Origin of the sequence: Roseomonas marmotae (assembly GCF_017654485.1) — a bacterium.
In the GTDB taxonomy this organism is placed as follows: domain Bacteria; phylum Pseudomonadota; class Alphaproteobacteria; order Acetobacterales; family Acetobacteraceae; genus Pseudoroseomonas; species Pseudoroseomonas marmotae.
On sequence record NZ_CP061091.1, the window covers coordinates 2,820,506 to 2,843,229 of the forward strand.

Annotated in this window: 15 protein-coding genes; 10 read left to right on the forward strand and 5 right to left on the reverse strand. The window is 65.1% G+C overall.

Annotation, left to right across the window (positions count from 1 at the left end; genetic code table 11):
* Positions 1-467: 467 nt before the first annotated feature.
* The 6 genes from IAI58_RS13315 to IAI58_RS13340 all read left to right on the forward strand — a co-directional run bounded on the left by IAI58_RS13315 (position 468) and on the right by IAI58_RS13340 (position 10,132).
* Positions 468-1,025 (forward strand): TetR/AcrR family transcriptional regulator, encoded by a 558-nt coding sequence (locus tag IAI58_RS13315; protein WP_207445325.1) that lies wholly within the window; start codon positions 468-470, stop codon positions 1,023-1,025.
* Positions 1,022-2,191, forward strand: coding sequence for an MFS transporter (locus IAI58_RS13320; RefSeq protein ID WP_207445324.1), 1,170 nt, complete (start codon positions 1,022-1,024; stop codon positions 2,189-2,191). Before IAI58_RS13315 ends, IAI58_RS13320 begins: the two co-directional genes overlap by 4 nt.
* A gap of 538 nt (positions 2,192-2,729) precedes the next feature.
* Positions 2,730-4,451, forward strand: coding sequence for a hypothetical protein (locus IAI58_RS13325; RefSeq protein ID WP_207445323.1), 1,722 nt, complete (start codon positions 2,730-2,732; stop codon positions 4,449-4,451).
* A 97-nt stretch (positions 4,452-4,548) separates the two neighbouring features.
* Positions 4,549-5,364, forward strand: a complete 816-nt coding sequence (locus IAI58_RS23485; RefSeq protein WP_207445322.1) for an alpha/beta fold hydrolase — start codon at positions 4,549-4,551, stop codon at positions 5,362-5,364.
* 109 nt (positions 5,365-5,473) lie between these two features.
* Positions 5,474-6,190 carry a hypothetical protein gene (locus IAI58_RS13335; RefSeq protein WP_207445321.1) on the forward strand — a complete coding sequence of 239 codons (717 nt, stop codon included), beginning with the start codon at positions 5,474-5,476 and terminating at the stop codon, positions 6,188-6,190.
* 45 nt (positions 6,191-6,235) lie between these two features.
* Positions 6,236-10,132 (forward strand): hypothetical protein, encoded by a 3,897-nt coding sequence (locus IAI58_RS13340; protein ID WP_207445320.1) that lies wholly within the window; start codon positions 6,236-6,238, stop codon positions 10,130-10,132.
* A 297-nt stretch (positions 10,133-10,429) separates the two neighbouring features.
* Here IAI58_RS13340 and egtD read toward each other — a convergent pair whose 3' ends face one another.
* The 5 genes from egtD to IAI58_RS13365 all read right to left on the reverse strand — a co-directional run bounded on the left by egtD (position 10,430) and on the right by IAI58_RS13365 (position 17,693).
* Entirely contained in the window at positions 10,430-11,389 is a 960-nt protein-coding gene (gene egtD / locus IAI58_RS13345; protein ID WP_207445319.1) for an L-histidine N(alpha)-methyltransferase, read from the reverse strand.
* Positions 11,386-12,594 (reverse strand): ergothioneine biosynthesis protein EgtB, encoded by a 1,209-nt coding sequence (gene egtB, locus IAI58_RS13350; protein ID WP_207445318.1) that lies wholly within the window; start codon positions 12,592-12,594, stop codon positions 11,386-11,388. Before egtB ends, egtD begins: the two co-directional genes overlap by 4 nt.
* Before the next feature lie 432 nt (positions 12,595-13,026).
* Positions 13,027-13,803 (reverse strand): GntR family transcriptional regulator, encoded by a 777-nt coding sequence (locus IAI58_RS13355; RefSeq protein ID WP_207445317.1) that lies wholly within the window; start codon positions 13,801-13,803, stop codon positions 13,027-13,029.
* Between the two features lie 76 nt (positions 13,804-13,879).
* On the reverse strand, positions 13,880-14,710 hold the full coding sequence (locus tag IAI58_RS23490; protein WP_207445316.1) for an LLM class flavin-dependent oxidoreductase: 831 nt from the start codon (positions 14,708-14,710) through the stop codon (positions 13,880-13,882).
* 403 nt (positions 14,711-15,113) lie between these two features.
* Positions 15,114-17,693: an ATP-binding protein gene (locus tag IAI58_RS13365; protein ID WP_207445315.1), complete on the reverse strand. Its 2,580-nt coding sequence runs from the start codon at positions 17,691-17,693 to the stop codon at positions 15,114-15,116.
* A gap of 148 nt (positions 17,694-17,841) precedes the next feature.
* Between IAI58_RS13365 and IAI58_RS13370 the strand changes: the two genes are divergently transcribed.
* The 4 genes from IAI58_RS13370 to IAI58_RS13390 all read left to right on the forward strand — a co-directional run bounded on the left by IAI58_RS13370 (position 17,842) and on the right by IAI58_RS13390 (position 22,722).
* On the forward strand, positions 17,842-18,270 hold the full coding sequence (locus tag IAI58_RS13370) for an Ohr family peroxiredoxin (RefSeq protein ID WP_207445314.1): 429 nt from the start codon (positions 17,842-17,844) through the stop codon (positions 18,268-18,270).
* A gap of 266 nt (positions 18,271-18,536) precedes the next feature.
* Complete coding sequence (locus IAI58_RS13375) at positions 18,537-19,373, forward strand: alpha/beta fold hydrolase (RefSeq protein WP_207445313.1); 837 nt, start codon at positions 18,537-18,539, stop codon at positions 19,371-19,373.
* Positions 19,374-19,416: 43 nt separating this feature from the next.
* Positions 19,417-20,202: an alpha/beta fold hydrolase gene (locus IAI58_RS13380; protein WP_207445312.1), complete on the forward strand. Its 786-nt coding sequence runs from the start codon at positions 19,417-19,419 to the stop codon at positions 20,200-20,202.
* Positions 20,203-21,105: 903 nt separating this feature from the next.
* Complete coding sequence (locus tag IAI58_RS13390; protein ID WP_207445311.1) at positions 21,106-22,722, forward strand: GMC family oxidoreductase; 1,617 nt, start codon at positions 21,106-21,108, stop codon at positions 22,720-22,722.
* Positions 22,723-22,724: the final 2 nt, after the last annotated feature.

The following is a 22,724-nucleotide window of genomic DNA, read 5'->3' on the forward strand; positions in this document are numbered from 1 at the left end:
GACGCGCAGTCAGGGACAGGAATAGGCAGAGGCTGCCTCAGCCACTTCGTCTCCCAGCCAGTCCACGCCTTCCTGGCGGCACATCCGGCATCCGGGTTCAAGTCGGGGCTTCTCGGCCGATGCCTTCGGGTCGCCAGAGGGGCTGCTGGATATCGGCCTCGCCTACAACCCGGCGCCGAAGGCCAGACTGAAGTTGCGGCACGTCAACCTGTGCCGGTCCCGTCGGTGGCCATGGGCGGGAACCCCGGCTCCGGATGACCCGAATCCTGATGATCAAAGATGTCGCCGCTTATCCCGTCGGCCTTCTGCCCGGCTACGGCCTCAGGAAGCTTGTGTGGAGTGCCGAGTATCTGGAGTGGTCAAGATCCAGCCAATCGTCGCGAGGAACTCACTATCCGCGTTCCGGAGCGACCTGAACCCCCTCTGATTCTCCGGAAACCACCTCTGATGTAAAACGTCTCCTTTACATGACAGCGATAGACAAGCGGGCAGAGATTGTTTCTGGCGCTGCGGATGCTTTTGAGGCCGAAGGCTTCCGAGGCACCAGCGTTGACAAGGTACTGGCGCCATCGGGCGCTTCCACCCGCACGCTCTACAAGCATTTCGGCTCCAAGGACGATTTGGTCCTGGCCGTTCTTGAGGACCGGCACCGTTGCTTCAAGGAGCGTCTCGAAGCCGCATCTGGCAGTGCCGACGCGGTTACCACCCTGTTTGACACGCTGCGGCATTGGCTGGAGCAGCATGGCGCGCGGGGGTGCATGCTTCTGCGCGCCCGTGCCGAGTATTCGGGGGCCAATGAAGAGATCGTTGCTCTCGTGCGCCGCCAGAAGGACGAGTTTTGCCGTATCATCGACGCTCGCGTTGCGGCAGTCATGGGGCGGAACGACAACAGGCTCGCGACGCAGATCTGGCTCCTGTTCGAGGGCGCGACAGCGGCAGCCAGTGTCGCTGACCTGGCGGTCGTCGACGAGGCCGCGGCTGCGGCGGCCTCGCTGATCAACGCCGCACGGCGGGATGCAGCATGAAAGGCGGCCGCAACCTCGTCGCCGCGGCCTTCGCGCTGACGGCCTTGTCCTACGGGCTGGGCCGGTTCGCTTACGGTCTTCTTCTGCCGCAGATCCGGGAGGACCTGGCACTCAGTTCGACGGCTGCCGGATGGATCGGCGGCGGCGCCTTCGCGACGTATTGCATCGGCATCGTCCTTGCCTCCGCGGCCGGATCGAGACTCGGGGAGCGGAACATGGCCATGCTCGCAGGGCTTGCCGCGACACTTGGCATGGGACTTGTCGCCCTGGCTTCGTCTGTGCCGGTGCTGGCAGCCGCCATGGCGCTCGCCGGGCTCAGCACGGGGCTAACCTCGCCACCGCTTGCCTTGGCTGTTGCGCGCCGATTTGACGAGCACAACCGCGCGAAGGCGAATGGGATGATCAATGCAGGAACGGCGGCAGGAATCGTGCTTTCCGGCATCGCGGCAACAGCTTTCACGGCAGCCTGGCGCGAGCTGTATGTGCTGTTCGCCCTGATCGGCGCCGCAGTGACGACCTGGCTGCGATTCGCCCTGCCAGCCATTTCGTCTGGGCAGAAGGTGGATGAGGGAGCCTCGCAGCACCTGGCAAGGCCTGGGCTTGTGAGCTTATGCGCGGCCGCCTCCCTGATGGGTGCATCGAGCACCGCGGTCTGGACGTTCGGTGCCGACCTGCTGCGTGCCGAACTCAGCTTGTCGGAATGGCATGTCGCGTTCGCCTGGATCATGCTCGGCTTCGGCGGACTTGTTGGCTCTTCGACCGGCATCCTGGTGAAGCGCTTCGGGATCGGTCCGGTCCATCGTCTGGCACTTCTTGGAATGGCTCTTTGCTACGGCATGCTCGTGGTCGCGGCATCGGCGCCACTGCTCGCATTGGCGGCGATGTCTCTGTTTGGAGCCGCCTACATCGTGTCCAGCGGCGTTTTGTTGATCCGGGGGACCTTTCTCCTGCCGGACCGGCCTGGCCTTGGGCTTGGTATCCCGTTTCTGGCAATCGCAGTCGGACAGGCCATAGGCGCGCCGGTCTTCGGGGCCGTACTGGACAGTGCAGGCGCCGGAACGGCGCTATCTATGTTTGCTGCGATGGCTTTCTGGGCGATGATCTGGGGTTTGGAAGACGTCGCTTCTCCGCAGGAATGTGAGGAGCCAAATGGTTCAGCCCCGTAGCCAAGCATGGTGCGGCCTTCACGTCCGAATTGGGGTAGGGGTGACAGGCATATGCTGAAGACAACGATCCTTCTTTCGGCCAGACGCGGTCGTGCTGCTCCGTTTGTCACTTGGGCTCCCGCGAATGGCGCCCACTGCTCACCTGGCCGCCCGACCTCGCCACCACTTGTCCAGGCTGCCTAGCCGGGGCCGCGCATCCCGCCCTGGCACCGAGGCACCACCAATCGAGCGAGGCTGACCGGCACGGGACACGGATCGTGCCATATCAACTGTGCATTCGCGGTGCCTCAGAGGGGCGTGCAGAATGACAGTGCCCGCTGGAGCATATCAGCAGGATGTTATGGAATGACCGCATGCCGTGAAGCCGCAGACTGGGGCCAGAGTTGGCTTCTTCGGTCACAATAGTTTCTCAGATTCGGGGCCAGGCGCGCCACACCTCCTGCCAGGATGCCCGGCGGGGAGCAGCCCCGTCACCACGCGGGACGCGACCATTGGCACCAGCTGGATATGGCCTCCGCATGCTCCGAGGATTTCTGCAATGCCCTTGATCCACAACCGTGCGAATGCGACCCGGTATCTCAAGCTAATCCTTGCCACGAAGGGAAAAGAGGCGGCAATCGGCTTCGGCTGCGGATGGCTCACGTCGAATGTCCCGCTGCTGCACGTCAAGCGCACGGCGAGCCCGGGAGGATTGGGCAACGAGCTCAAGAGCAGCGAATGGAAGGGCGACATCAAGCCGAACGGCAAGCCTGCGCCCAAGATCGCTGCCACCGGATTTCTGCAGCTCGAAGGTGAGACGCTGATCATCCGCTGCCGGGGCAATGCCGGCCAAGCGCCTCGCCTGCTGCGCGACTACTTCGTACGGGGCTTCAAGTTGAAGCCAGCCTGGAGCAGCGTTTCGGTCCGCGAGCAGACCGATGCAGACGCCGCCCTGGCTTCGACCATGCCAGCCGAAGAGGAAGCCTTGCGCGCCGTCTCCGAGGAGGCGCTACGCCGGGCCCAGGACCAGGCGGATGGGGGGGAGGACAGCGAGGAAGTCGTCCTGCAGGACACGCCGCCCGCAGAGCTGGAGGCTGCGGCTCCTGATCAGGCGGCCACCGCACCGGCCGAGGAACCAGCTACGGCCAGCACCACAGAAGCGGCGGAGGAGGCGTCAACAGAAGCGGTGGGTGCTGAGCCGGACGGCCCAGGGTTGACGCCCGGTCTGGCGGCGGGCGTCGCAAGCCAAGCCGCCCGCATCTCCGATCACGTCCAACAGCTGGCGCCGAAAATCGGTCTCGCAGTTGAGGCTGAAGGGCAAGATATCGCAGACAAGATCTCGAACTGGCTGGAAAGCGCGGTCGCAGCAGCCCCTCCCGGCGAGCAGGAAAGAACGCTGGAGAATCTCAGCGTCCGGCTGCTGCTGATGCTGTCCTATACGGACAATCTGCGGACGCTGATCACTAATGAGGCGCCGGAAAAGAAGGCGAAACGCGGTGCGGGCCGCCCATCCCGGGCCAGAGATGCCGGAACCAAGCGGCTGATCCGGCTGGAGGACATCGCGGATGGGCCGATGACCGCCGAAGAACTGACCGACCTGCTCTATCACGAGGCCCTCACTCTTGCCGAATTGAAGCCTTTCCCCTTCGACCTGGCTGGATACAGCAAGGCGAAGCTGCGTGAGCATGTCGGCAGCATGTGGCAGGAGGGGCTGACCGGAACGGCGCTGCTTCAGCAGGCGGAGAAGGTGCGCAAGAACATGCAGGGCCTTTTCCGCACGGATAAGGGGATCGCGGTGGCGCTCGGGTTGCAGCCATCAGCCCGGCAAACGCAGGAACAGGCTCTGGCGGCCCTCGCTGCGCGCATCGCGACACGCTGGTCCATCATGCAGAACGAAGCCACGGCCTCTCTGGAGTCCCTTAAGCTGAAAGCCGATGCGGAGCTGAAGGAGGTGGACCAAGACTACAGCGTCGGGGCCCTCGGCGGCACCTGGAATGATCCCGATGCCGCCGTATCCAGGCTGGTTACCGGCGATCTCGACCACCTCATCGCCGATATTGCCTCAGGCATCAGAGAAGGCCGCGAAGCCGCCGTCGCATCGGCCGAGAAGATGGTCGCCGACCGCACAGCCCTGGTGGAAAGCGACCCCATGCTTCGCCTGCTGGACGAGGCGCCCTTCGCCGACGGTGCCGGCCTGCGCGATACAGCAATTGCGACGCTCGGGCAGATTTCTGCCATGCTGGCAAACCTGCGCAGCGCCGCTTCGCTCCAAGCCGCGTAGCCATGCTGCAGGTGCGCCGTGACCGTACCCAGCCACATCCTGACGGTTCTTTAGATATGACCGGGAGGGCAGAGGAACAATCGGTGACCAGATCCAGTTGCTATTCAAAGTTGTCACGCCGTATGGCTCGATAGCTGTTGAGGATCATCGTGGAAATGGAACGCCGATTCTGCTGATTCACGGTAACTCCTCCTGCCGCGGCGTCTTCCTCCGGCAGACCCAAAGCACGCTTGCCGAAAGCCACCGTCTCATTGCCATCGACCTGCCAGGGCACGGTCAGTCAGATGACGCGCCTGACCCCGTTAACGGTTACACGCGGCCGGGACTCGCAGATAGCATCATTGAACTCCTGACGGTGCTTGATATCGGCGAAGTCATCCGCATGGGGTGGTCGCTGGGTGGGCACATCGGCATCGAGATGCTCTCTCGCTTCAATGGAGTGAAAGGACTCATCATCACCGGCACGCCGCCAGACCGGCACGGTGGCATGGCAGAGGGATTTGTTGCCCTGCCCCAAACAGGCCTGGCAGGCCGCAGGGATCTGTCCGAAGCAGAGATCGATGATTTTGCACGCATGATGTTCGGAGAGCCGGTTGAGCCATTTCTGCGCGATGCCATACGCCGCGCTGATGGACATTGCCGGCAACGCCTCTTTGAGGCCGCACGAGCGGGATATGGAGTTGACCAGCGCCTCGCGCTTGAGAACACTTCGGTGCCCGTTGCCGTCATCAATGGCGATGGCGATCCCTTGATCAAGCTGGATTATATCGATGGCGCTGCCCATGCGAGGCTTTGGCAAGGGAGGTGCCACCGCCTGAGTGGCGTTGGTCATGCCGCCTTCTGGCACGCGGCGGATGAGTTCAACTCCATGCTCTTTCGCTTTGCACGGAACGTTGAATCCAAGGCCGTGTAGTCGCGCAGAGGGAAGTCGAAGGATGCAACAGGCCTGTCGTCGGACTCAATAGCATGATCACCCCCCATCTGATCCCGGGAACGAAACTATGCCGGCTGCAGTGAGTAACATGCTGGAGAAGAAACGTTGGCTGAGCGAGGTGCTCGGCGTCAGATTCCCGCGACCGGCTGCCGGGGATCCGGCCGCCGCGGCCGTCATGGACCTGATGGACAGCGTCATGGCGGACCTCCCTGCGCTGCGGCAGCGCGACGCCGATCTGGCGGCACGGATCGAGACGGTTCTCGCGACGGCCCGTGCCGAGCTCGGAGGGGGTGCCGCCGACCGCGCGCTGCGGCTCCTGGATGGAGCCAGCAAGGCCATCGCCAACTCCGCCGCACAGGCCCGCGCCAGGGACGTGGCGGCGGCGATGCCCGAAGGCACGGTCGGCCGCGCCGTCGACGGATTGGAGGCAGCCCGGCGACGCTGGGCGACGGCGCGCCTGCGCTCCATCGACGGTCTCAACGCACTAACAGGAGTGTTGCGCCAACAAGAGGACCCCGACCTGCACGACATCGCCGACCGCATTGATGGCATCGTCACACGTCTACCGGACGCGCTGGACAATGCCCTTGCCGCACTCGCCGCAACGATGGCGGCGGCGGGGAGCGATCCGGCGCCGTTGCGGCGCCGTGTCGAGGCGCTGCTGAGCACGGCGTCCGCTTTGCTGCACGACGATGCGACCGCACTCGCGGCGTGCGAAGCCAACCCCTGGGGCATCGCCGTCGCGCTGCGTGTGCCGCTCGCGGATGCTATCGCCGACGTCCAGGACGCGCTGCGGGCCATTTGATCCAGGCGCACGCCCCGTGCTGCCGTCTCGCTGGAGGAAGCTGGCATGCCCAGTGACGTGGATATCAAGGAATGGATAGTGAGGTGGGGCTACAACCCGCTGCCCGAGCACTCTCCGGTGCCGCGCAGCGTGCGCAGCGTGCGCAGCGCGGCCGGGGACCTGCAAGGCGTTGATACCCCCCAGCACGCTGATGCCACGCTCGCCAAGCCGCTGGCGCGGTCGATCGCCGACCGCATGCGGAATCGGTGGGCCATCGACCGCACCGCCACGTTCGACCAGATCTCCGGCGTCGCCACCTCGCGCGCTCGCCAGAAAGAACTCGCCAGCATCGCCGGCGACAAGCACCCCCTGGTCATCACCTACGGCCTGCGCACGATCACCGACCTCACGCCGGCGGCAGACCGCGCCGGAATTCGCATCGACAGCGATTTCAGCTCGCCTTACAGCCGCGACGAGCTTGACTTGCACGATAAGAAGGACAAGCCGGTCGAAACAGCGTTCCGGAAGGTCTATGAGAAATACAAAGGTCCCGAGTTGCCAGAGTACGACGAGAACCGCGTGTTCTTCGTCAATTCGGGCAGGGTCTTGGACAAGCTCACGGCCGTCGGCGGTGCGGACTGGACGGCGCCCGATGGCACGAAGGTGCTCGGCGACGACCACAAAGCGAGCTGCCACTTCGTTCGGGAGGGGTTCCACGCCCTGATCATTGATCCGCCGTTCGGGAGAAAGGAGGAGAATCGGCGCAAAGCCTTGTCGGGCAACCTGCTGCCCGGCACAGGCGCCACGCCCTCGACCTACAAGATCGTCCGCTTGCTCTTCCCAGAGGGATCCGATCCACTCGAGGATACCAGGCTGCGGGATGAGGATGCCGATACGGACGCCCAATCCAAAGCGCTCGCCGCGTCCGAGAACCTCACGCGCCTGGAGGCGCTGCCTCGTGATCACCCGATGGAGACCATCGCTGGCGCCGCGGCGAAGATGGTGAGGGGGCTTGAGAGGGCGCTAGACTCGGTTTCCCCGGAGCGCGCCGAGAAATGCAGGCACAACAGGCTGATCGCGGCGGCGCTCAAGCAGATCGAGCAGCTCATGGCGACCATGCCGTCCTACATGGACGACATCCCGCGCTTCTCGCGCCTGTTCGACCTTCTGGTCGATGAGGTCTACCTGGCGCTCGCCGTGGCCAAGCCGTACACGCTGGCGAGCTACCAGGCAGCCGCGGCCGGTGCCCTCGCGCGGCGCGCACCGACGCTGAATACGCTGGAGGAGGAGGGCGTCACCGTCGATACCTTCCTGCTCTCCAGCGGCATGGACACGATGGCGTCTGCCACCCTTGCGGCCAAGGCGGCGCTTGGAGATCGCGGCGGTAAGGTGAACCTCATGGAGTCCATGACGAAGGCGAACCGCAAGAAACGCGGCGCGAACTACTTCGAGGTCCAGACCAACATGTTCGGCGAGGACGCGATCGACAGCGTGGGCCCCCTGATCATGGGCACGCTCAATCCGTCCACGCCGACGCAGCAGATGACGCCTGGTGCCAAGCAGGAATGGGATGTTCAGGCCCTGATAGACGGCATCAACGCCCGTCTCGATGCGCCTCCTTTGCCTGCCACGCCCGAAAACCCGTCCATAGCCATCATCGACATCACCGTCGAGAAGGGCGCGGAGCAGGAAGCCGAGCTGGAGCAGATCATCAAGGCCTTCGACGAGAAACTTGCCGAGGGATCGCTCCAGATCGTGCTGTGCAAGAGCTATCAGAAGTTTCCGAGCCTCGGCAGCGGCAAGGCGATGGCCGGCGGTGTCAGCCTCATCGGCAAGGCCGGGCCGACACGGGACGGGCTCGCCACCAGCCTGAAAGAAACGCAGGACGCGGAAAAGGTGATGGACGGCGATGAGGCGCAACTGGTTGTCCATTTCGTCACCCATGAGGATGAGATGGAACGCCCGATGCTGGCCCGCGCGGCCAAGAACGCTGATTTCGTGCGCAAGATTCTGGGCGATCTGGGCGGCGAGAGATTCCTGTATGCCGAGGGTCTTCCTTTCTTGGCGATCCCCGACGATCAGATTCAGTTCGGCAGTCCGGCCGGCAAGATCGAGCCGGGAACGCTGCTGCAAGACATGGGCTTGGAGAACCGCTTCAGCTTCGGCTTCCAGAATTCGAGCTGCCTGCCCTTCCCTAAAGGTGTGCGCATCGCCGTCGGCCAGGAGAGCGAGGCCGAGCTGACGGAGAAGTTCTTCGCCCCGTTGCGCCTGATCGGAGAGCATGCCAGGTCCCCCACCCTCGTGACGCCGGAACGTCTCGCGGAGATCGCCGGGGATGCCGCCACCATGGCCTGCCGCGAACTTGCAGACCGCCTGCGCGCCGTGGACAGAACCGACCCCAAGGCGGAAGCGCGGTGGCGGATCGACATCGTGGCGAAGCTGCTGGCAGCGGGTGCAATCAGCCGCGATCAGGTGGAATACGAACCGGGCATGTTCGATGACAAGGCCAAGATCGGCCTGGACGAAGGCGCCCCGGTCGCTGGCGACGTCAGGCGCGTGCTTACGGAGGACAATCCGAACGCCATCAACGACCTGTTGTTGTCGCTGCTTGACAGCCTCGGTAATGGTTCGCTGCCGCCCGGTTTCGATCTGCCGGCGGATAAGCGGCTCGGCGTGCAACTCGCCCTGGTGACCCGTTACACGGGGGCGCTGGTCGATGACGGGCTGCGTCTGGACGATGTGGCGGCACGGCGGAAGGCGGCGGAGGCCGGAACGCCGCTGGTCGCGGAGACCGACAGCAACCTGCTGCATGCCAACATCCAGCGCGGCTGGCGGACGGAGCGCGCGATCGGCGTCGCACCGCAGGGCATGGAGGCGTCTAAGCTTCCGAACATCGTCGCAAGCTGTGCGCTGACGAGCGCAAGGTTGTTCAAGCATGACGAAGGGATGAAGTCCTTTGCCACGCTTGCTGATCTCTTGATCGAGAACGGCCTCGACCAGCTGAGCCCGGAAGCGCAGCAAGGAATCCTGCGCCAACGTGCCGAGGCCGCGTTGCAGCTAGACTGCCAAAACACAACGGACACCGACGCCATTGACGCCGCAGTGGCGACGATCAAGCGCAGCGTCGGCAAGCTGCCTTATCGCGAGGGTGCCGCCGCCATACTGAAGGGCCCGGCGATCGCGGAGGTGGTGAATGGCTGGGGTGACTCACCAAAGGAAAGCGACACCCTCGCACTGAACCGGATCATGGAGGCGATCGCCGCCCGCCTCGACCTTCAGGCCCGAGTGGACCTGCTGATGACGCTTCTTGACTCGGTGGAGGCGCAGAAGAAGCTTCCTGAACTGCAAATAGACATCGAGAAGTGCGAAGTGTCCATCAAGGAATCCACGAAAATAAAGAAGGAATACAAGAAGGCAAAAGACGAATACACGGTCGATGATAACGGCGAGAAAATCCGGGTATCCGAAGAGTACGGTAATGCGCGTAAGGAGCTGAAACTATTGATGAAGGAGGCAAAGCCGAGCGACGCCGAAGGCTCGGAAAGGCACAGAGCGAAAATTGCCGAAGCGAATAAGATAGTGGAAGACCTTAAGACTTTGATGGCTCACATGAAAGCGGAAGAAAATTATAGAGCGATCATAGATGTCATCGAACAAGCGGACGGCCGCATCAAAGAAAAAGAGAGCCGCATCGAGGCACTGAAGGCGGAGCAGGACGCCATAACCTCGCTGCGCGCGCCCCCCACTATCCTCGTCCGGGCGCTCAAGGACGCGCTGGAAGCCGCGCTGGAGGCCGCGGGGAAGGAGCCGACCCTGGCCTCGGCGGGTCCGCTTGCCGCCACCAGGCTGGGAAGAGTGACGGGCGACACGGGCGGTCCGGCAGCCATGACGAAAGAGGAGTTGGAGGCGATCAGGGCATCATTCGACATGGCAAAAGCCCGCATAGCCGCGCTCTCGCCGTGAGCGAGCGTGGCTTGGTTCGAGCAGCAGCAGCTTGCGGTCCGCGCCCGCGTCAACCCGCCCCGGCCTTCACGCGGCGATAGGAGCGGACGTCGATACATCACGGCGGACCTGCCCGCAGCGCCGCTGTTGACTTCGGCTGGACGAGTGGAGGGTTGCTCACCGGCCGGGGTGGCGGGATACCGGCATCCTGCCCGGTCCGGTGCGCTACGGCCCCGCTGTCGCCACCTGCCGCTACTGGGGAGACGATATGCGCTGCCCACTGTAAGTAGCCCTTCGCGTCCATTCCGGTGCGTACCGTCAGCTCTCCAGCAGCGAGACGGAGAACATGTCGCCAGAGTCAGTCCAGGTGGCGGCTATCCGCCATTCGGCGGCATCCGCCAGGGCGCGGAGCTGGTCAAGGCGATATTTATGGCTGCTCTCGGTGTGGATGCTTTCTCCGGCTTCGAAGCGAAAGACGCGGCCGGCCAACCGCACGGACTGGGCATGCCGCGCCACCAGATGCATCTCGATCCTGCTGGCCACGGCGTTCCAGCGCGCCTCATGCCGGAAGGCGTGAACGTCGAAATCCGCGCCTGCCTCGCAGTTGAGGCGAGTCAGCAGGTTCAGGTTGAAAGCCGCCGTTACCCCGGCGGCATCGTCATAGGCTGCCCGCAGCACCGGGATTTCCTTCACCAGATCGGCACCCAGCAGCATGCGCGCCCCGGCCCTCAGGCTGGTGCGGGCGCGGCGCAGGAAGGCGATGGCTTCCGCCGGCTCAAAATTCCCGATGGTTGAGCCAGGAAAGAAGCCGAGATGCGTGGTGCTGCCCTCGGCCCGCCCGGCGAGGTCGAAAGGGCAGGTGAAATCGGCTACCACCGGGCGCACGCGCAGCGTGGGGAAGGCCTCCGCGACGCGGGAGGCCGCGGCGGCGAGCCATTCCGGCGCGATGTCCACAGGCAGGTAGACCGCCGGGGCGTTCAACTGCCGGAGCAACTGCACGGCCTTGGCACCGTCACCCGGGCCGAACTCCACCACCGCCGCACCGGGCCCGACCGCGCGGGCGATCTCCGGCCCACATTCCTCCAGAATCCCAACCTCGGTCCGCGTCGGGTAGTATTCCGGCAGGCCGGTGATCGCCTCGAAGAGCCGCGTGCCTTCGGCGTCGTAGAGCCACTTGCAGGGCAGCGTCTTGCGGGCGGCGGAAAGGCCGGCCAGGGCATCGGCCACCAGGGCGGCGCGCTGCGCCTCGGCCGGGTCGCGGGACAAGGCGCCATTCATGCTACGTCTTCCGCCAGCCGCAAGCCGCTGAACTGCCAGCGCGCCCCGGGCGCGAAGAAGTTCCGGTAGCTCGGGCGCGTATGCTCCGGGGGCGTCGCCAGCGAGCCGCCGCGCAGCACCATCTGGTTGATCATGAACTTGCCGTTGTATTCGCCGACCGCCCCAGCCCAGGGCCGGAAGCCGGGATAGGGGCGATAGGCGCTGCCGGTCCATTGCCAGCAGATGCTGTCCGCATCGGCAAAGTCCGGCAGGGCGGTGGCCGCCGCCTCCCATTCCTGTTCCGTGGGCAGGCGCTTGCCGGCCCAGCGGGAGAAGGCGTCGGCCTCGTACCACGAGATATGGCAGACCGGCTGCTCCGGCTCCAGGGCACGAAGCCCGCCGAGGCCGAACTGCATCCACTGGCCGTCGCGCTCCTCCCAGTAGAGCGGCGCCTCCCAGCCTTCGGCCTGGCACATGGCCCAGCCCTCGCTCATCCAGAGCAGCGGCTGTCGGTAGCCGCCGTCCTGCATGAAGGCCAGCCATTCCCCGTTGGTCACCAGGCGATCGGCGATGCGATAGGGCGAGAGATAGGTCGGGTGCCGTGGCGTCTCGTTATCGAACGCGAAGCTGTCCCCGTCATGGCCGATATCTACGACGCCGGCCGGGCCGTCGAGCATCCGGGCCGGGCCGGCCGTGGCGGGTGGCGGCTGCCATGCGGCGTCATAAGCCGGCCGCAGCGGATTGGCGCTGAGGGCATGGAGGATGTCGGTCAGCAGCAGTTCCTGATGCTGCTTCTCATGCTGCAATCCGAGTTCGAGCAGCGCCGGAACCTCGGCCGGCGGATCGCGCAGCAAACCCGCCATGGCCTCGTCCACGGCCGTGCGGTACTCCCCCACCTCCTCGCAGGAGGGCCGTGTCAGCATCCCCCGCTTCGGGCGGGCATATCGCGGCCCGGCAGCCTCGTAGTAAGAGTTGAACAGGAAAGCGTATTCTTCCCGCACGCGGCGATAGCCGGGCAGGAAGGGCAGCAGCAGAAAGGTTTCGAAGAACCAAGTGGTATGCGCACGGTGCCACTTGGCAGGACTGGCATCGGGCATGGACTGCACGACCTGATCCTCGGGCGACAGCGGCGCCGTCAACCTATCTGTCCAGGTACGCGTGTCGCGGTAGCGGGCCGCCAGCGCATCCTTACCGGCTCCCACCACCTGGCGGTGAAAAACATTCATGGCGCCGCTCTCCCCCGGTAGCACTGCAGATCTGTCGGCTGGCCGGCAAGCCGTATCCTGATGGCCGATGGCCTCCCGAACCGGCAACGTCACTGGAGCCGCTCGGTTGCGGGAAGAGAGATCTGTTCCGGGTTACGACTGCGATGGGCCGGCGGGCTGTCCGCGACATGGCAACCGGTATGCCGCGCCCTGGGCTCGGCGGGCCGGATGCAGGATTGAAAGGCCCTTGCCTGCGCCCCCGGCTGTGCCGTGCGGCACACGGCCTGGCTGCCGCTGGGCAGCACCCGTCATGGCCCCTGGCGCTGCCAGCGCCAGGGACCATGCCAGGGGACCAGGAACCTTCGCGGCTTATGGAAGCCAAAGCTCCACGGCCCGCTTCTACCTGGGGCAGGCGCCCTGCTGATCCTGACCCGGCATCTGCGGCAGAATGCTTCAGCCCTCGGCTCTGCCGGTCGCCAGCTTGATGTCGATGCGGACCATGTCGCCGCGGTAGATGCCGTCCGCCACCAGGATGACGCGTCCGTCCTGTTCGATGGCGACGCGCCGCACATGGGCCACCGGCGCGTTCAGCGGCATCTTCAGCCGCTCCGCCACTTCCACATCCGCCGTGCTGATGGTCAGGGTCTGGCGGGCATCGGCGATCGTCACGCCCGGCAGGCTGGCCACCAGGTTCAGCGCCGTGCGGCTGTGCAGGTCCTCCGCCTTGACCTTCGGCCAGAGTTGCTCATCCAGGTAGACATCGGCCAGCAGGAAGGGCTGGCCGTCGCGCCAATGGCGCCGCCGGACATGGCGGTAGCTGGCCGCCGCGCTGCCGAGGTCGGTGGGCATCACCGGCGGCATGGCGCCGCCCTCGCTGCCCAGGATCTCGATCTCCGCCCCTTCCCGGGAGCGCAGCAGGCCGGACCAGTCGGTCTGCACCTCGCACCACAGGCGGTTCTGCCCCTGGCTGCGCACGAAGGTGCCCTTGGCGCGGAAGCGCTCGATCAGCCCCTCCCCCTCCAGCTGCCCCAGCGCCTGCCGGATGGTGGCGCGCGCCACGCCGCACTCGGCCGCCAGTTCCTCCACCGTCGGAATCTGCTGCCCGCTGCGCCACGCGCCGGAGGCGATGCGGCTGCGGAACAGGGTGGCCAGCTGCAGGTAACGCGGAACCGCACTGCGGTTCAGGTCCACAACACCCCGAAGGCTCGCGGCGGGTGAGGTCTTCATCATGCACCCCTGTTTGCGGCACCGGAGAGGGCGCGCCAAGCCCCCTCCGTCCGGCCGCCCATAAGACGACCCGTAAAGGTCAATTATCTGACTTTATCATCGAGACGGGAAAAACGCACAAGATACGACGCCTGTCACGCCGCCCGCTTCTCGCCGGCGGCCTCGGCCTGCCGGCACTGCAAACCACGTCCGGCCGTCCGCGGACTGCCCGTCGGATGCTTTGGGATGAAGGCATCTGGGCTGACAGGGGCTCCCGCCCCAGGCGTGGCCGACGTAAGGCCGCTTGCCGCCGGGCAGCCGAACCGATGATGCAAGAGCCTCCTGCCATCGTATCATCGATATCGCAGGACAGGCGATAGGGAGCAGGCATGTCGAAGCGCCGCCAGAGTTCGACGAACGTGTCGTGCCAGCGGGCGAAGGCGGGTGCCGCGATGCGTCGTGCCTCGGCATCGTCACGGGCGATGAGGATCATGCGCATCAGGAGGGCCGCAGCCTCATACCGGTCCTCAGCCAGATCGCGCGTAACGCCGAAGAATTCCGACTCCATCGGCACGCCGCCGCGCCCGATCCCGAGATCCAGCCGCCCAAGGCTGAGATGATCGAGCTTGCAGAATTCCTCGAAGGCCCGCAGCGGATGACAGAGGTTCAGCAACATGACCATGGGGCCAAGCCGGATCCGGCTCTTGCGCTGGGCAGCTGCCGCGAGAAAGAGATTGGGCGAGGCAGCCAGCCCATGGCGCGTGCCGTGATGCTCGGCCGGGTGATATCCACGGAAGCCGGCTTCCTCATAGGCCTCAATGAGCCGTAGACGATCTTCGAACTGCTGCGCGACCGATGATCCCCGAATCGTCCATGTGGGCGAAGATACCGAATGATGCCCGGGAAGATTGAACCGAATGCACCAGCACACTCTAAGTTAGCGGTTCCTGTATCGCCCAGGTCGATGACAGGACGCTGACCGTCACACACTGAAGCTACGGCTGTAACCATTCCCGGTATTTCTGCTGCATCCGGGACGGCTGCGCCCACCCGTGCAGCGCAAACAGCCCGGACGCCCTTCTTCCCAAGTGCCGAGGCTGTGCTGCCTCGCCTTCGGACGGGGGGCTTCGAGCCGCCATTACAGTTGGCGTTCATGACGATGCGAGTGGCAATGATTACCGGTGAGCAGAGATGCTGACCGACCCCTATGCGCCGCCAAGTGTGGTCGAAAAAAGGATACCTCAGCACGTCCTAAGGAAGGCCCGCCAGGCGTCTTGGTCTTTCCCTTGGCCGTCCCGTGTTGGCCAGCGCAGCGAAACATCGCCGGTGCCGAATTACAAGTGCAGCGCGACAGCGAAGGCCTCGGCCACGATCTCCTCCTCCAGAAGACTGGCCCCCTGCGCCGCGAGAAGGTCCAGCTCACCGGGCGCCAGGCGCTGGCATAGCAGCGCGAGGAACCGCTCGTGGACAGCCTGCGAGCCAGCACTCCGCACGGTTCCCCTCTGTGCATGGCAGGAGCGGACATAGCCGAAGAGACGCCCTGCCGTAGCGAGGTTGCCCTCGGCCGCCGCGATCAGCCCCAGGCTTTCCAGGTTGACGGTCACCTCATGCTGCAAACCCATGATCCGGGCAGCGGCCAACCGCTCCGCGACGATCGGGCGCGCGCGGGCAATGTCGCCCTCCGCCAGAAGGTAGGACGCTATGGCCCCGCCAATATGCTGTACCCAGGCGGAGCGGACCCGAACCGGCCCGAGCGAGGCCAGTGCCTCCTGTGCGACCGCGACAGCTTCGCTGACCCGGCCCGCCGCGAACTGGACCTCAGCGATACCTCCCAAGGTCAGGGCGATGTCACGTGGGCTTCGGAGGCGACGGGCCATGGAGAGTGCCTCCTCCAGGTCAGCGCGGGCGGCATCGGGCTCGCCGCCGCGGGAGCGGGCCACGGCCCGCACCCTCAGCCAGGACACGAGAGCCTTGCTCTCCCTCCCTTCGCGCAACAGCCCACCTGCCTCTTCGAGGAGTGGCGCGGCGGCGGCAAGAGCCCCTGTGACGATGTGCTGCCAGGCCTGCCGCCATAGCGCCCGCCCGAGGTCGATCCGGCTGCCGGCGGCGCGGAGCAGCGCGACGGCCCGGCGCGACGCGTCGAGCGCCTGAACGCCCCCGGGCGCCAGCCACCCGCAGCGGCCGAGCCACAGCCGGCCAGCGACGTCGGGCGGGGTCCCCTCGTTGATCCTGGAGATCGCCAGATCAAACCAGTCGTGCAACTCGCTTGTCAGTGAGAGCTCGCCCCAGACATGCTCGGTCAGGCTCGCCAGCTCCACCCCGAGGCGCTCATCGCCATTCGGCCCGAAAGCCCAGGCCAGGCTTGTCCGGAGATTTTCGATCTCGGGCGCATAGAGCGCGAACCAGTCGTCATCCGCCATGAACGGCCAGTCCGCCTCGGCCCGTTCATATGCCTTTGCCAGCCACCGCACCAGACGGCCCCTCACCTCCACCAGGTCGGACGCAGACAGGCGCTCCGCGGCGTAATAGCGCGTAGAGTCCAGCAGGCGGTAACGTGCCTGAACCCCTGCCAGATCCGCCTGCACCAGCGACTTGTCCACCAGCGTGGCGATCAAGCCGCAGACCTCATCCTCCCCCAACGCGCCCCCCACCACGAAGGAGGCTGATTCCGAAGTCCAGTTGCCCGCGAATGCCGATAGGCGCAGGAGAAGCATACGCTCCGTCGGCTCAAGCAGGTCGAGGCTCCAGCCGATGGTGGCCCTCAGCGTCTGTTGCCGCGCGAGTGCCGTTCGCCGTCCCGCCGTGAGCAGGCCGAAGCGCCGCTCCAACCTTTCACGGAGTTCCGTCAGGGTCAGCGCCTGCAGCGCGGGGGCCGCGAGTTCGATGGCGAGCGGGATGCCGTCCAGCCGCCGACAGATCTCCATGATCTCCCGCGCGTCGGCATCGCCCGGCACGAACCTGCCGAGCACCGCGCGGGCGCGTTCGATGAAGAGTTCGCTGGCCGGGTAGTCGCCAAGCCTGTCGGCCGTGATGGCAACTTCGGGCGCCGCCGCGTCCAGCGGCTGCAACCGGTGCAACCCCTCGCCCTCAGCCCGGAGGGGCTCCCGGCTGGTTGACAGGATGGTGATGCCGGGGCAGCTTCGCAGGACCGCCTCGGCAGCATCGGCCGCCGCATGCAGCAGGTGCTCGCATCCGTCAAGCACGAGCAGTCCGCGCCTGCAGGCCAGCCAGGAGACCACCACGCGCAGCACCTCCCCGCCGCCGATGTCGATGCCGAGGGCCGAGCCGATCGTCGCCATGACGAGGCGCGAGTCCTCCACCGGGCCGAGATCGGCAAGCCAGACGCCATCCAGGTAGCCTTGGCAGGCGCGGTCGGCGACGGCCAGCGCGAGCCTCGTCTTGCCTACTCCTCCGGCGCCCACCACCGTGACGAGGCGCGTTTCGCGGAGCCGCGCTTCCACCTGTTCGAGATCGGCGTCCCGGCCGATCAACTTCGTCAGCGGGCGCGGCAGATCTCCTCGCCAGGACCCGGCCTCGCCCGCCTCCCCCGTATCGGCCGGTGCGGGGGGCGGAGTGGGCCCGGGATGCCGCGGGCTCTCGGCCGGCACTTCGGCAACAGAGGCGACGAACCGGTACCCCCGGCCTGACAGGGTCGCGATGATGCCGCTGCCGAGAAGCTTGCGCAGGGCGGCGATATGAACAGTGAGATTGCCCTCCTCCACGACGCGGCCGGGCCAGACCAGGTCCAGCAGCTCATCCTTGGAAACGACGCGGTCCCGCCGCTCCACCAGGGCGAGGAGCAGGTCGAAGGCGCGCCCACGGATCGGCACCTCCCTCCCTTCAGCAGCAAGGATGCGTCGCTCCGGGACAAGGCGATAAGGTCCAAAGGCGAAGGCTTTCGCGACGTCGAACATAGCTGAGCTCCTCACTCCTTTGGGGAATTTTGCATTTCTTTGCTCGGCCCCGCCATGCGGCGGCAGCCATCATCCGGCGGCGAGGGAGATTACACTCGGAGGGCCCGGCCGACCCACCCCAAGCACGGGCACAACGGAAAGGTGCGACTTGAAAACTTTTTACACGGCCGCAGTCGACGTCGAAGGCGGCCGAGGCGGCCAGGCGACGGGGATCGGCGGGGTGTCGTGCCTCACACTCGCCGATCCCCGGGAACTCGGTGGCAGCGGAACCGGCACCAACCCCGAGCAGCTCCTGGCGGTCGCTCTGGGCGCGAGCTTCGGGAGTGCTCTCGATCTCGAGGCGCGGCAGATCGGCTGCGTGATCGAACCGCTCCGCGTGACGGCATCCGTCAGCCTAGGGCATGGCGATTCCGACTACCACGCCATTTCGGTCGAGCTACGCTGCCACCTCCCCTCCCTGCCCCGCGGGATCGCCGAGCGCCTGCTGCGCGCCGCCCGTGATGCATGCCCTTACTGCAGGATGATACGTGGGGATGTCGAGATCACCGTTCTGCTCGCCAGCGTGGACGAGGTCTGAACCGCGCAGGCTGGAAAAATTTGGATGTTTTTGTCGGCACCACCATGACGCCGCGGCATTCCTGCATGATTTTCACGGCGAACGACGTCGGCAGCGGCGGATCCGGGCAAGGGAGAGCCGGCCTTGCACAACTGTTCCGACCGGCGATGCCTCCTCCGTGGAGCGGGTCCGGCTGCCGTCACTGACGCGGCACGCTCGCCGAGCGAGATGGCGGCCCAAGCCGACCCCACACTCCGCCAGTCAACCAGTCCGAAGGGAGCAGGATGATGAACACGGTCACAACGCCAGACGGCACGCAGATATTCTACAAGGATTGGGGCCCCAAGGACGCCCAGCCCCTTGTCTTCCACCACGGCTGGCCACTCAGCGCAGATGACTGGGATGCCCAGCTGCTCTACTTCCTGAACAAAGGCTATCGCGTCGTCGCCCATGACCGGCGCGGCCATGGCCGCTCCGCGCAGGTTGGCGAGGGGCATGACATGGACCATTACGCCGCTGATGTCGCCGCGGTCGTAGCGCATCTCGACCTCAGGAACGCTGTCCATATCGGCCACTCCACTGGCGGCGGCGAGGCGGCACGCTATGTAGCCCGACATGGCCATGTGCAAGGGCGCGTGTCGAAGCTCGTCCTGATCGGCGCGGTACCGCCCATCATGGCGCGAACCGAAGCCTATCCCGGCGGCCTTCCGATCGAGGTCTTCGACAACTTTCGCCAGCAGCTCGCCGCCAACCGCGCGCAGTTCTACCTCGACGTCGCCAGCGGCCCCTTCTACGGCTTCAACCGGCCGGGCGTGCAGGTCGCGCAAGGCGCGGTCCAAAACTGGTGGCGCCAGGGCATGATGGGTGGCGCCAAGGCGCATTACGAGGGAATCAAGGCCTTCTCGGAAACCGATTTCACCGAGGATCTGAAGGCCATTGACGTGCCGGCACTGGTGATGCACGGCGGTGACGATCAGATCGTGCCAATCGCCGCCTCCGCGAGGCTTTCGGCGAAGCTTCTGAAAAAATCGACTCTCAAGGTCTACGAAAATTTCTCACATGGCATGTGCACGACGCAGGCTGATGTCGTGAACCCAGACCTCCTTGCCTTCATCCAGGCCTGAGCGCCGCTGCCTGCACCCTCTATTCCCCAAGAAAGGATTTGCCATGACACGACGCGAACTTATCGCCGCCAGCGCCGCGGCAGGCATCGCCAGCGCCGCACAGGCACAACCAACCAGCCAGACCTCCTCGTCGCAGCCGGTCCGGAACGTGGTGCTGGTGCACGGCGCCTTCGCCGACGGCTCAGGTTGGCGCGGCGTGTATAACGATCTGATCGCCCGTGGCTACCGCGTCAGCATCGTGCAGAACCCGCTCACCTCCCTCGCCGACGACGTCGCCTCAACCAAGCGGGTACTCGAACGGCAGGACGGTCCGGTTGTCCTCGTTGGCCACAGCTGGGGGGGCACTGTCATCACGGAAGCAGGCGCCGACCCGAAGGTCGTAGCCCTTGTCTATGTTTCAGCTCTCTCACCCGACCAGGATGAAAACACCGCCCAGCAATATGAGGGCTTCGTAGCCCCGCCCGAATTTGTTATCGACACGCGTGATGACGGGTTCGGCTTCATCAAAGCAGAAAACTTCAAGGCTGGCTTCGCAGCCGATGCGAGCGACGCGGACGCGGCCTTCATGCGCGATTCGCAGGTTCCGATCGCCATGTCCGCCTTCGGCACCAAACTTTCCCAGGCAGCCTGGAGAAGCAAGCCAAGCTGGGCGGTGATTGCGACCGACGATAAGGCATTCGACCTTCGCATGCTGCGCCACATGGCAAGCCGTATCGGCGCGAAAGTCACCGAGGTCCAGGCCAGCCACGCGGTCTTCATGACCCAGCCGAAGGCCGTAGCAGACGTGATCGACCAGGCCGCGAAATCGGCATCGCGCAAAGCAGGCTGATCCTGGCGGCACCCGACCCGGGCCATGCCAAAAGCAGGCGGGCGGATCTCTCAGTATCCGCTCGCCTCTGCCCGGTTGTGAGACCTCCTTGGCGTCCTCAGCAATGAGGCGTGCGCGGGCGATGTCCTCTGGTCCGGCTCGACCTTCAGGTGTTTCGGGTTTGCGGCGGGCGAGCTTTCGTCGCGCCCGGAGGCGTTCCTTGACAACCTGGCCGGGCGTCCTGCCGTCGAGGACGCGCTGGCGGCGGGCGTTGTAGGCGGCGTTGAAGCCTCGGAGCAGCTGCTCGAGCTGGGCATGGGACCAGATGGCGATGCCCAGCACCTCGCTGCCCACCCGTCCGTTGAACTCTCCACCATGCTCCGTTGAATCTCTCCACCATGCCATTTGTCTGCGGCGGTTGGACGTATGCGTCCAACCGCCGGGTGTGGCGATACGCCGCGCCGGGCTCAGCGCACACCTTGGCAAAAACGGGTGTGAAGCAACTGCCGTTGTCGGTCAGCTCGTGGGTGAGGCGGAAGGGAAAGGCCTTGGCTGCCTCGCGCAAGAAGGCGATGGCGCTGCGCGCAGTCTCGTCATCTTTCAGATGCGCCAGAGCCTCCGCTAAACCAGCACCCTCTCTGTCCCAAAGCGCTCAACAATGGACACCTGACAAAATGATAAAATTGACGTCTCGGCCTACAAAGATTCCCTGAGGCGCTGTTGATCTCGCCGATCAGGAGCCTCGAAATCCAGCTTCCACGCAGCGGACGGAAGATGAAGCTCAAAGCCGAAACCAACGCGGTGTAGTTCATCATAGCATGTTTTTGATTCCACCTTCTGATCTTGGTTCTATAGAAGTCCACGGCGTCAACTGATTCTCGCGTTCTAGAAACTCCCTTTCTTTACACCAGAGAGACCAAGACAATGAGCCAGACCACTCAGCCCGAGGACAAGGATCTTTCCATCCGGGCACATGAGAATCAGGCGCGGCTGAGAACCCGGCTAAAGTCTCGCTATGACTTCATTGTCTGTGGGGCTGGTGCGTCCGGCTCGGTCGTCGCCCGGCGCTTGGCCGAGAACCCGGATACCCAGGTTCTGCTGATCGAGGCAGGCGGCAGCGACGAGGTGGAGACTGTGCTGAACCCGGCCCAGTGGGTCGGCAATCTGGGCAGTCAGTCGGATTGGGGATTCCAAGCGCAACCCAACCCGCATCTCAACGGTCGTACTCTGGCGATGTCGATGGGCAAGGTTCTGGGCGGCGGATCGAGCGTCAACGTCATGCTTTGGGCTCGTGGGCATCGAGCCGACTGGGACTTCTTTGCTTCGGAGGCAGACGACGCTGCCTGGAGCTACAGTAACGTACTCGACATCTACCGCCGAATCGAGAACTGGCAGGGCGCGCCAGATCCCGACTTCCGTGGAAACTCAGGACCGGTCTGGGTTCAGCCTGCACCCGATCCGAGTCCTATCGCATTTGCGATGCTCGACGCCGCGCGCGAGCTTGGCATTCCTACCTTCGAGCATCCAAACGGCCGGATGATGGAGGAGCCCGGAGGCGCGGCCATTACCGATTTGCTGATCCGCGACGGCCGGCGCAACTCGCTCTACCGTGCCTATGTCCATCCTTGGCTGGACCGCCCCAACCTGACGGTCCTGACCGACACTCTTGTGCGCCGCGTGGTGCTTGATGGCCGGCGGGCCACCGGCGTCGAGGTGCTTCATGATGGTCAGATCCTGACGATCTCAGCGCGCGCAGAGGTCGTGCTATCGCTGGGCGCCATACATACGCCCAAAGTGCTGATGCACTCGGGTATCGGCGACCGTACGGAGTTGAATCGATTTGGCATCCCTGTGGTGCAGCACCTTCCCGGCGTAGGGCAGAATCTCCAGGACCATGTATCCTTCGGCTGCCTCTGGGAGTATGCGGAACCTATCGCTCCGCGGAACAACGGCAGCGAGGCGACGCTCTACTGGAAGAGCCGCCCCGAACTTGACGCCCCCGACCTGCTCTTCTGCCAGGTCGAGTTCCCGGTCCCGAGTGAGCGGACAGCGGCCCTTGGCGTTCCGGAGCATGGCTGGACGATGTTCGCCGGACTTGCGCAGCCGACGAGCTGCGGCCGCCTGCGCTTGCAGAGCGCCGATCCGACAGCGCCCATCACCATCGACGCAGACATGATGTCTGATCCGGCAGACATGAAGACGGCCCTCGCCTGCGTTGAGCTATGCCGCGAACTGGGCAATGCGCAGGCGTTCCGTCCCTTCGTTCGTGGCGAAACCATGCCCGGGAACCTCAAGGGCGAGGCGCTCGAGACCTATATCCGCGACTCTGCCGTCACCTATTGGCACCAGACCTGCACAGCCAAAATGGGGCACGATGAGATGTCTGTGGTTGACGCCTCACTCAAGGTCTACGGGATCGACGCTCTGCGCGTGGCGGACGGCTCCATCATGCCACGGGTAACGACAGGAAATACGCAGGCGCCCTGCGCCATCATTGGAGAACAGGCAGCGCACATGCTCCGTAAAGTGCACGGCCTATAGTC

What these genes read in the sequence shown, in the direction of transcription:
- IAI58_RS13315 (WP_207445325.1), top strand. Translation starts at nt 468, where the DNA reads ATGACAGCGATAGACAAGCGGGCAGAGATTGTTTCTGGCGCTGCGGAT.
- IAI58_RS13320 (WP_207445324.1), top strand. Translation starts at nt 1,022, where the DNA reads ATGAAAGGCGGCCGCAACCTCGTCGCCGCGGCCTTCGCGCTGACGGCC.
- IAI58_RS13325 (WP_207445323.1), top strand. Translation starts at nt 2,730, where the DNA reads ATGCCCTTGATCCACAACCGTGCGAATGCGACCCGGTATCTCAAGCTA.
- IAI58_RS13335 (WP_207445321.1), top strand. Translation starts at nt 5,474, where the DNA reads ATGCTGGAGAAGAAACGTTGGCTGAGCGAGGTGCTCGGCGTCAGATTC.
- IAI58_RS13340 (WP_207445320.1), top strand. Translation starts at nt 6,236, where the DNA reads ATGCCCAGTGACGTGGATATCAAGGAATGGATAGTGAGGTGGGGCTAC.
- egtD (WP_207445319.1), bottom strand. Translation starts at nt 11,389, where the DNA reads ATGAATGGCGCCTTGTCCCGCGACCCGGCCGAGGCGCAGCGCGCCGCC.
- egtB (WP_207445318.1), bottom strand. Translation starts at nt 12,594, where the DNA reads ATGAATGTTTTTCACCGCCAGGTGGTGGGAGCCGGTAAGGATGCGCTG.
- IAI58_RS13355 (WP_207445317.1), bottom strand. Translation starts at nt 13,803, where the DNA reads ATGATGAAGACCTCACCCGCCGCGAGCCTTCGGGGTGTTGTGGACCTG.
- IAI58_RS13365 (WP_207445315.1), bottom strand. Translation starts at nt 17,693, where the DNA reads ATGTTCGACGTCGCGAAAGCCTTCGCCTTTGGACCTTATCGCCTTGTC.
- IAI58_RS13375 (WP_207445313.1), top strand. Translation starts at nt 18,537, where the DNA reads ATGAACACGGTCACAACGCCAGACGGCACGCAGATATTCTACAAGGAT.
- IAI58_RS13380 (WP_207445312.1), top strand. Translation starts at nt 19,417, where the DNA reads ATGACACGACGCGAACTTATCGCCGCCAGCGCCGCGGCAGGCATCGCC.
- IAI58_RS13390 (WP_207445311.1), top strand. Translation starts at nt 21,106, where the DNA reads ATGAGCCAGACCACTCAGCCCGAGGACAAGGATCTTTCCATCCGGGCA.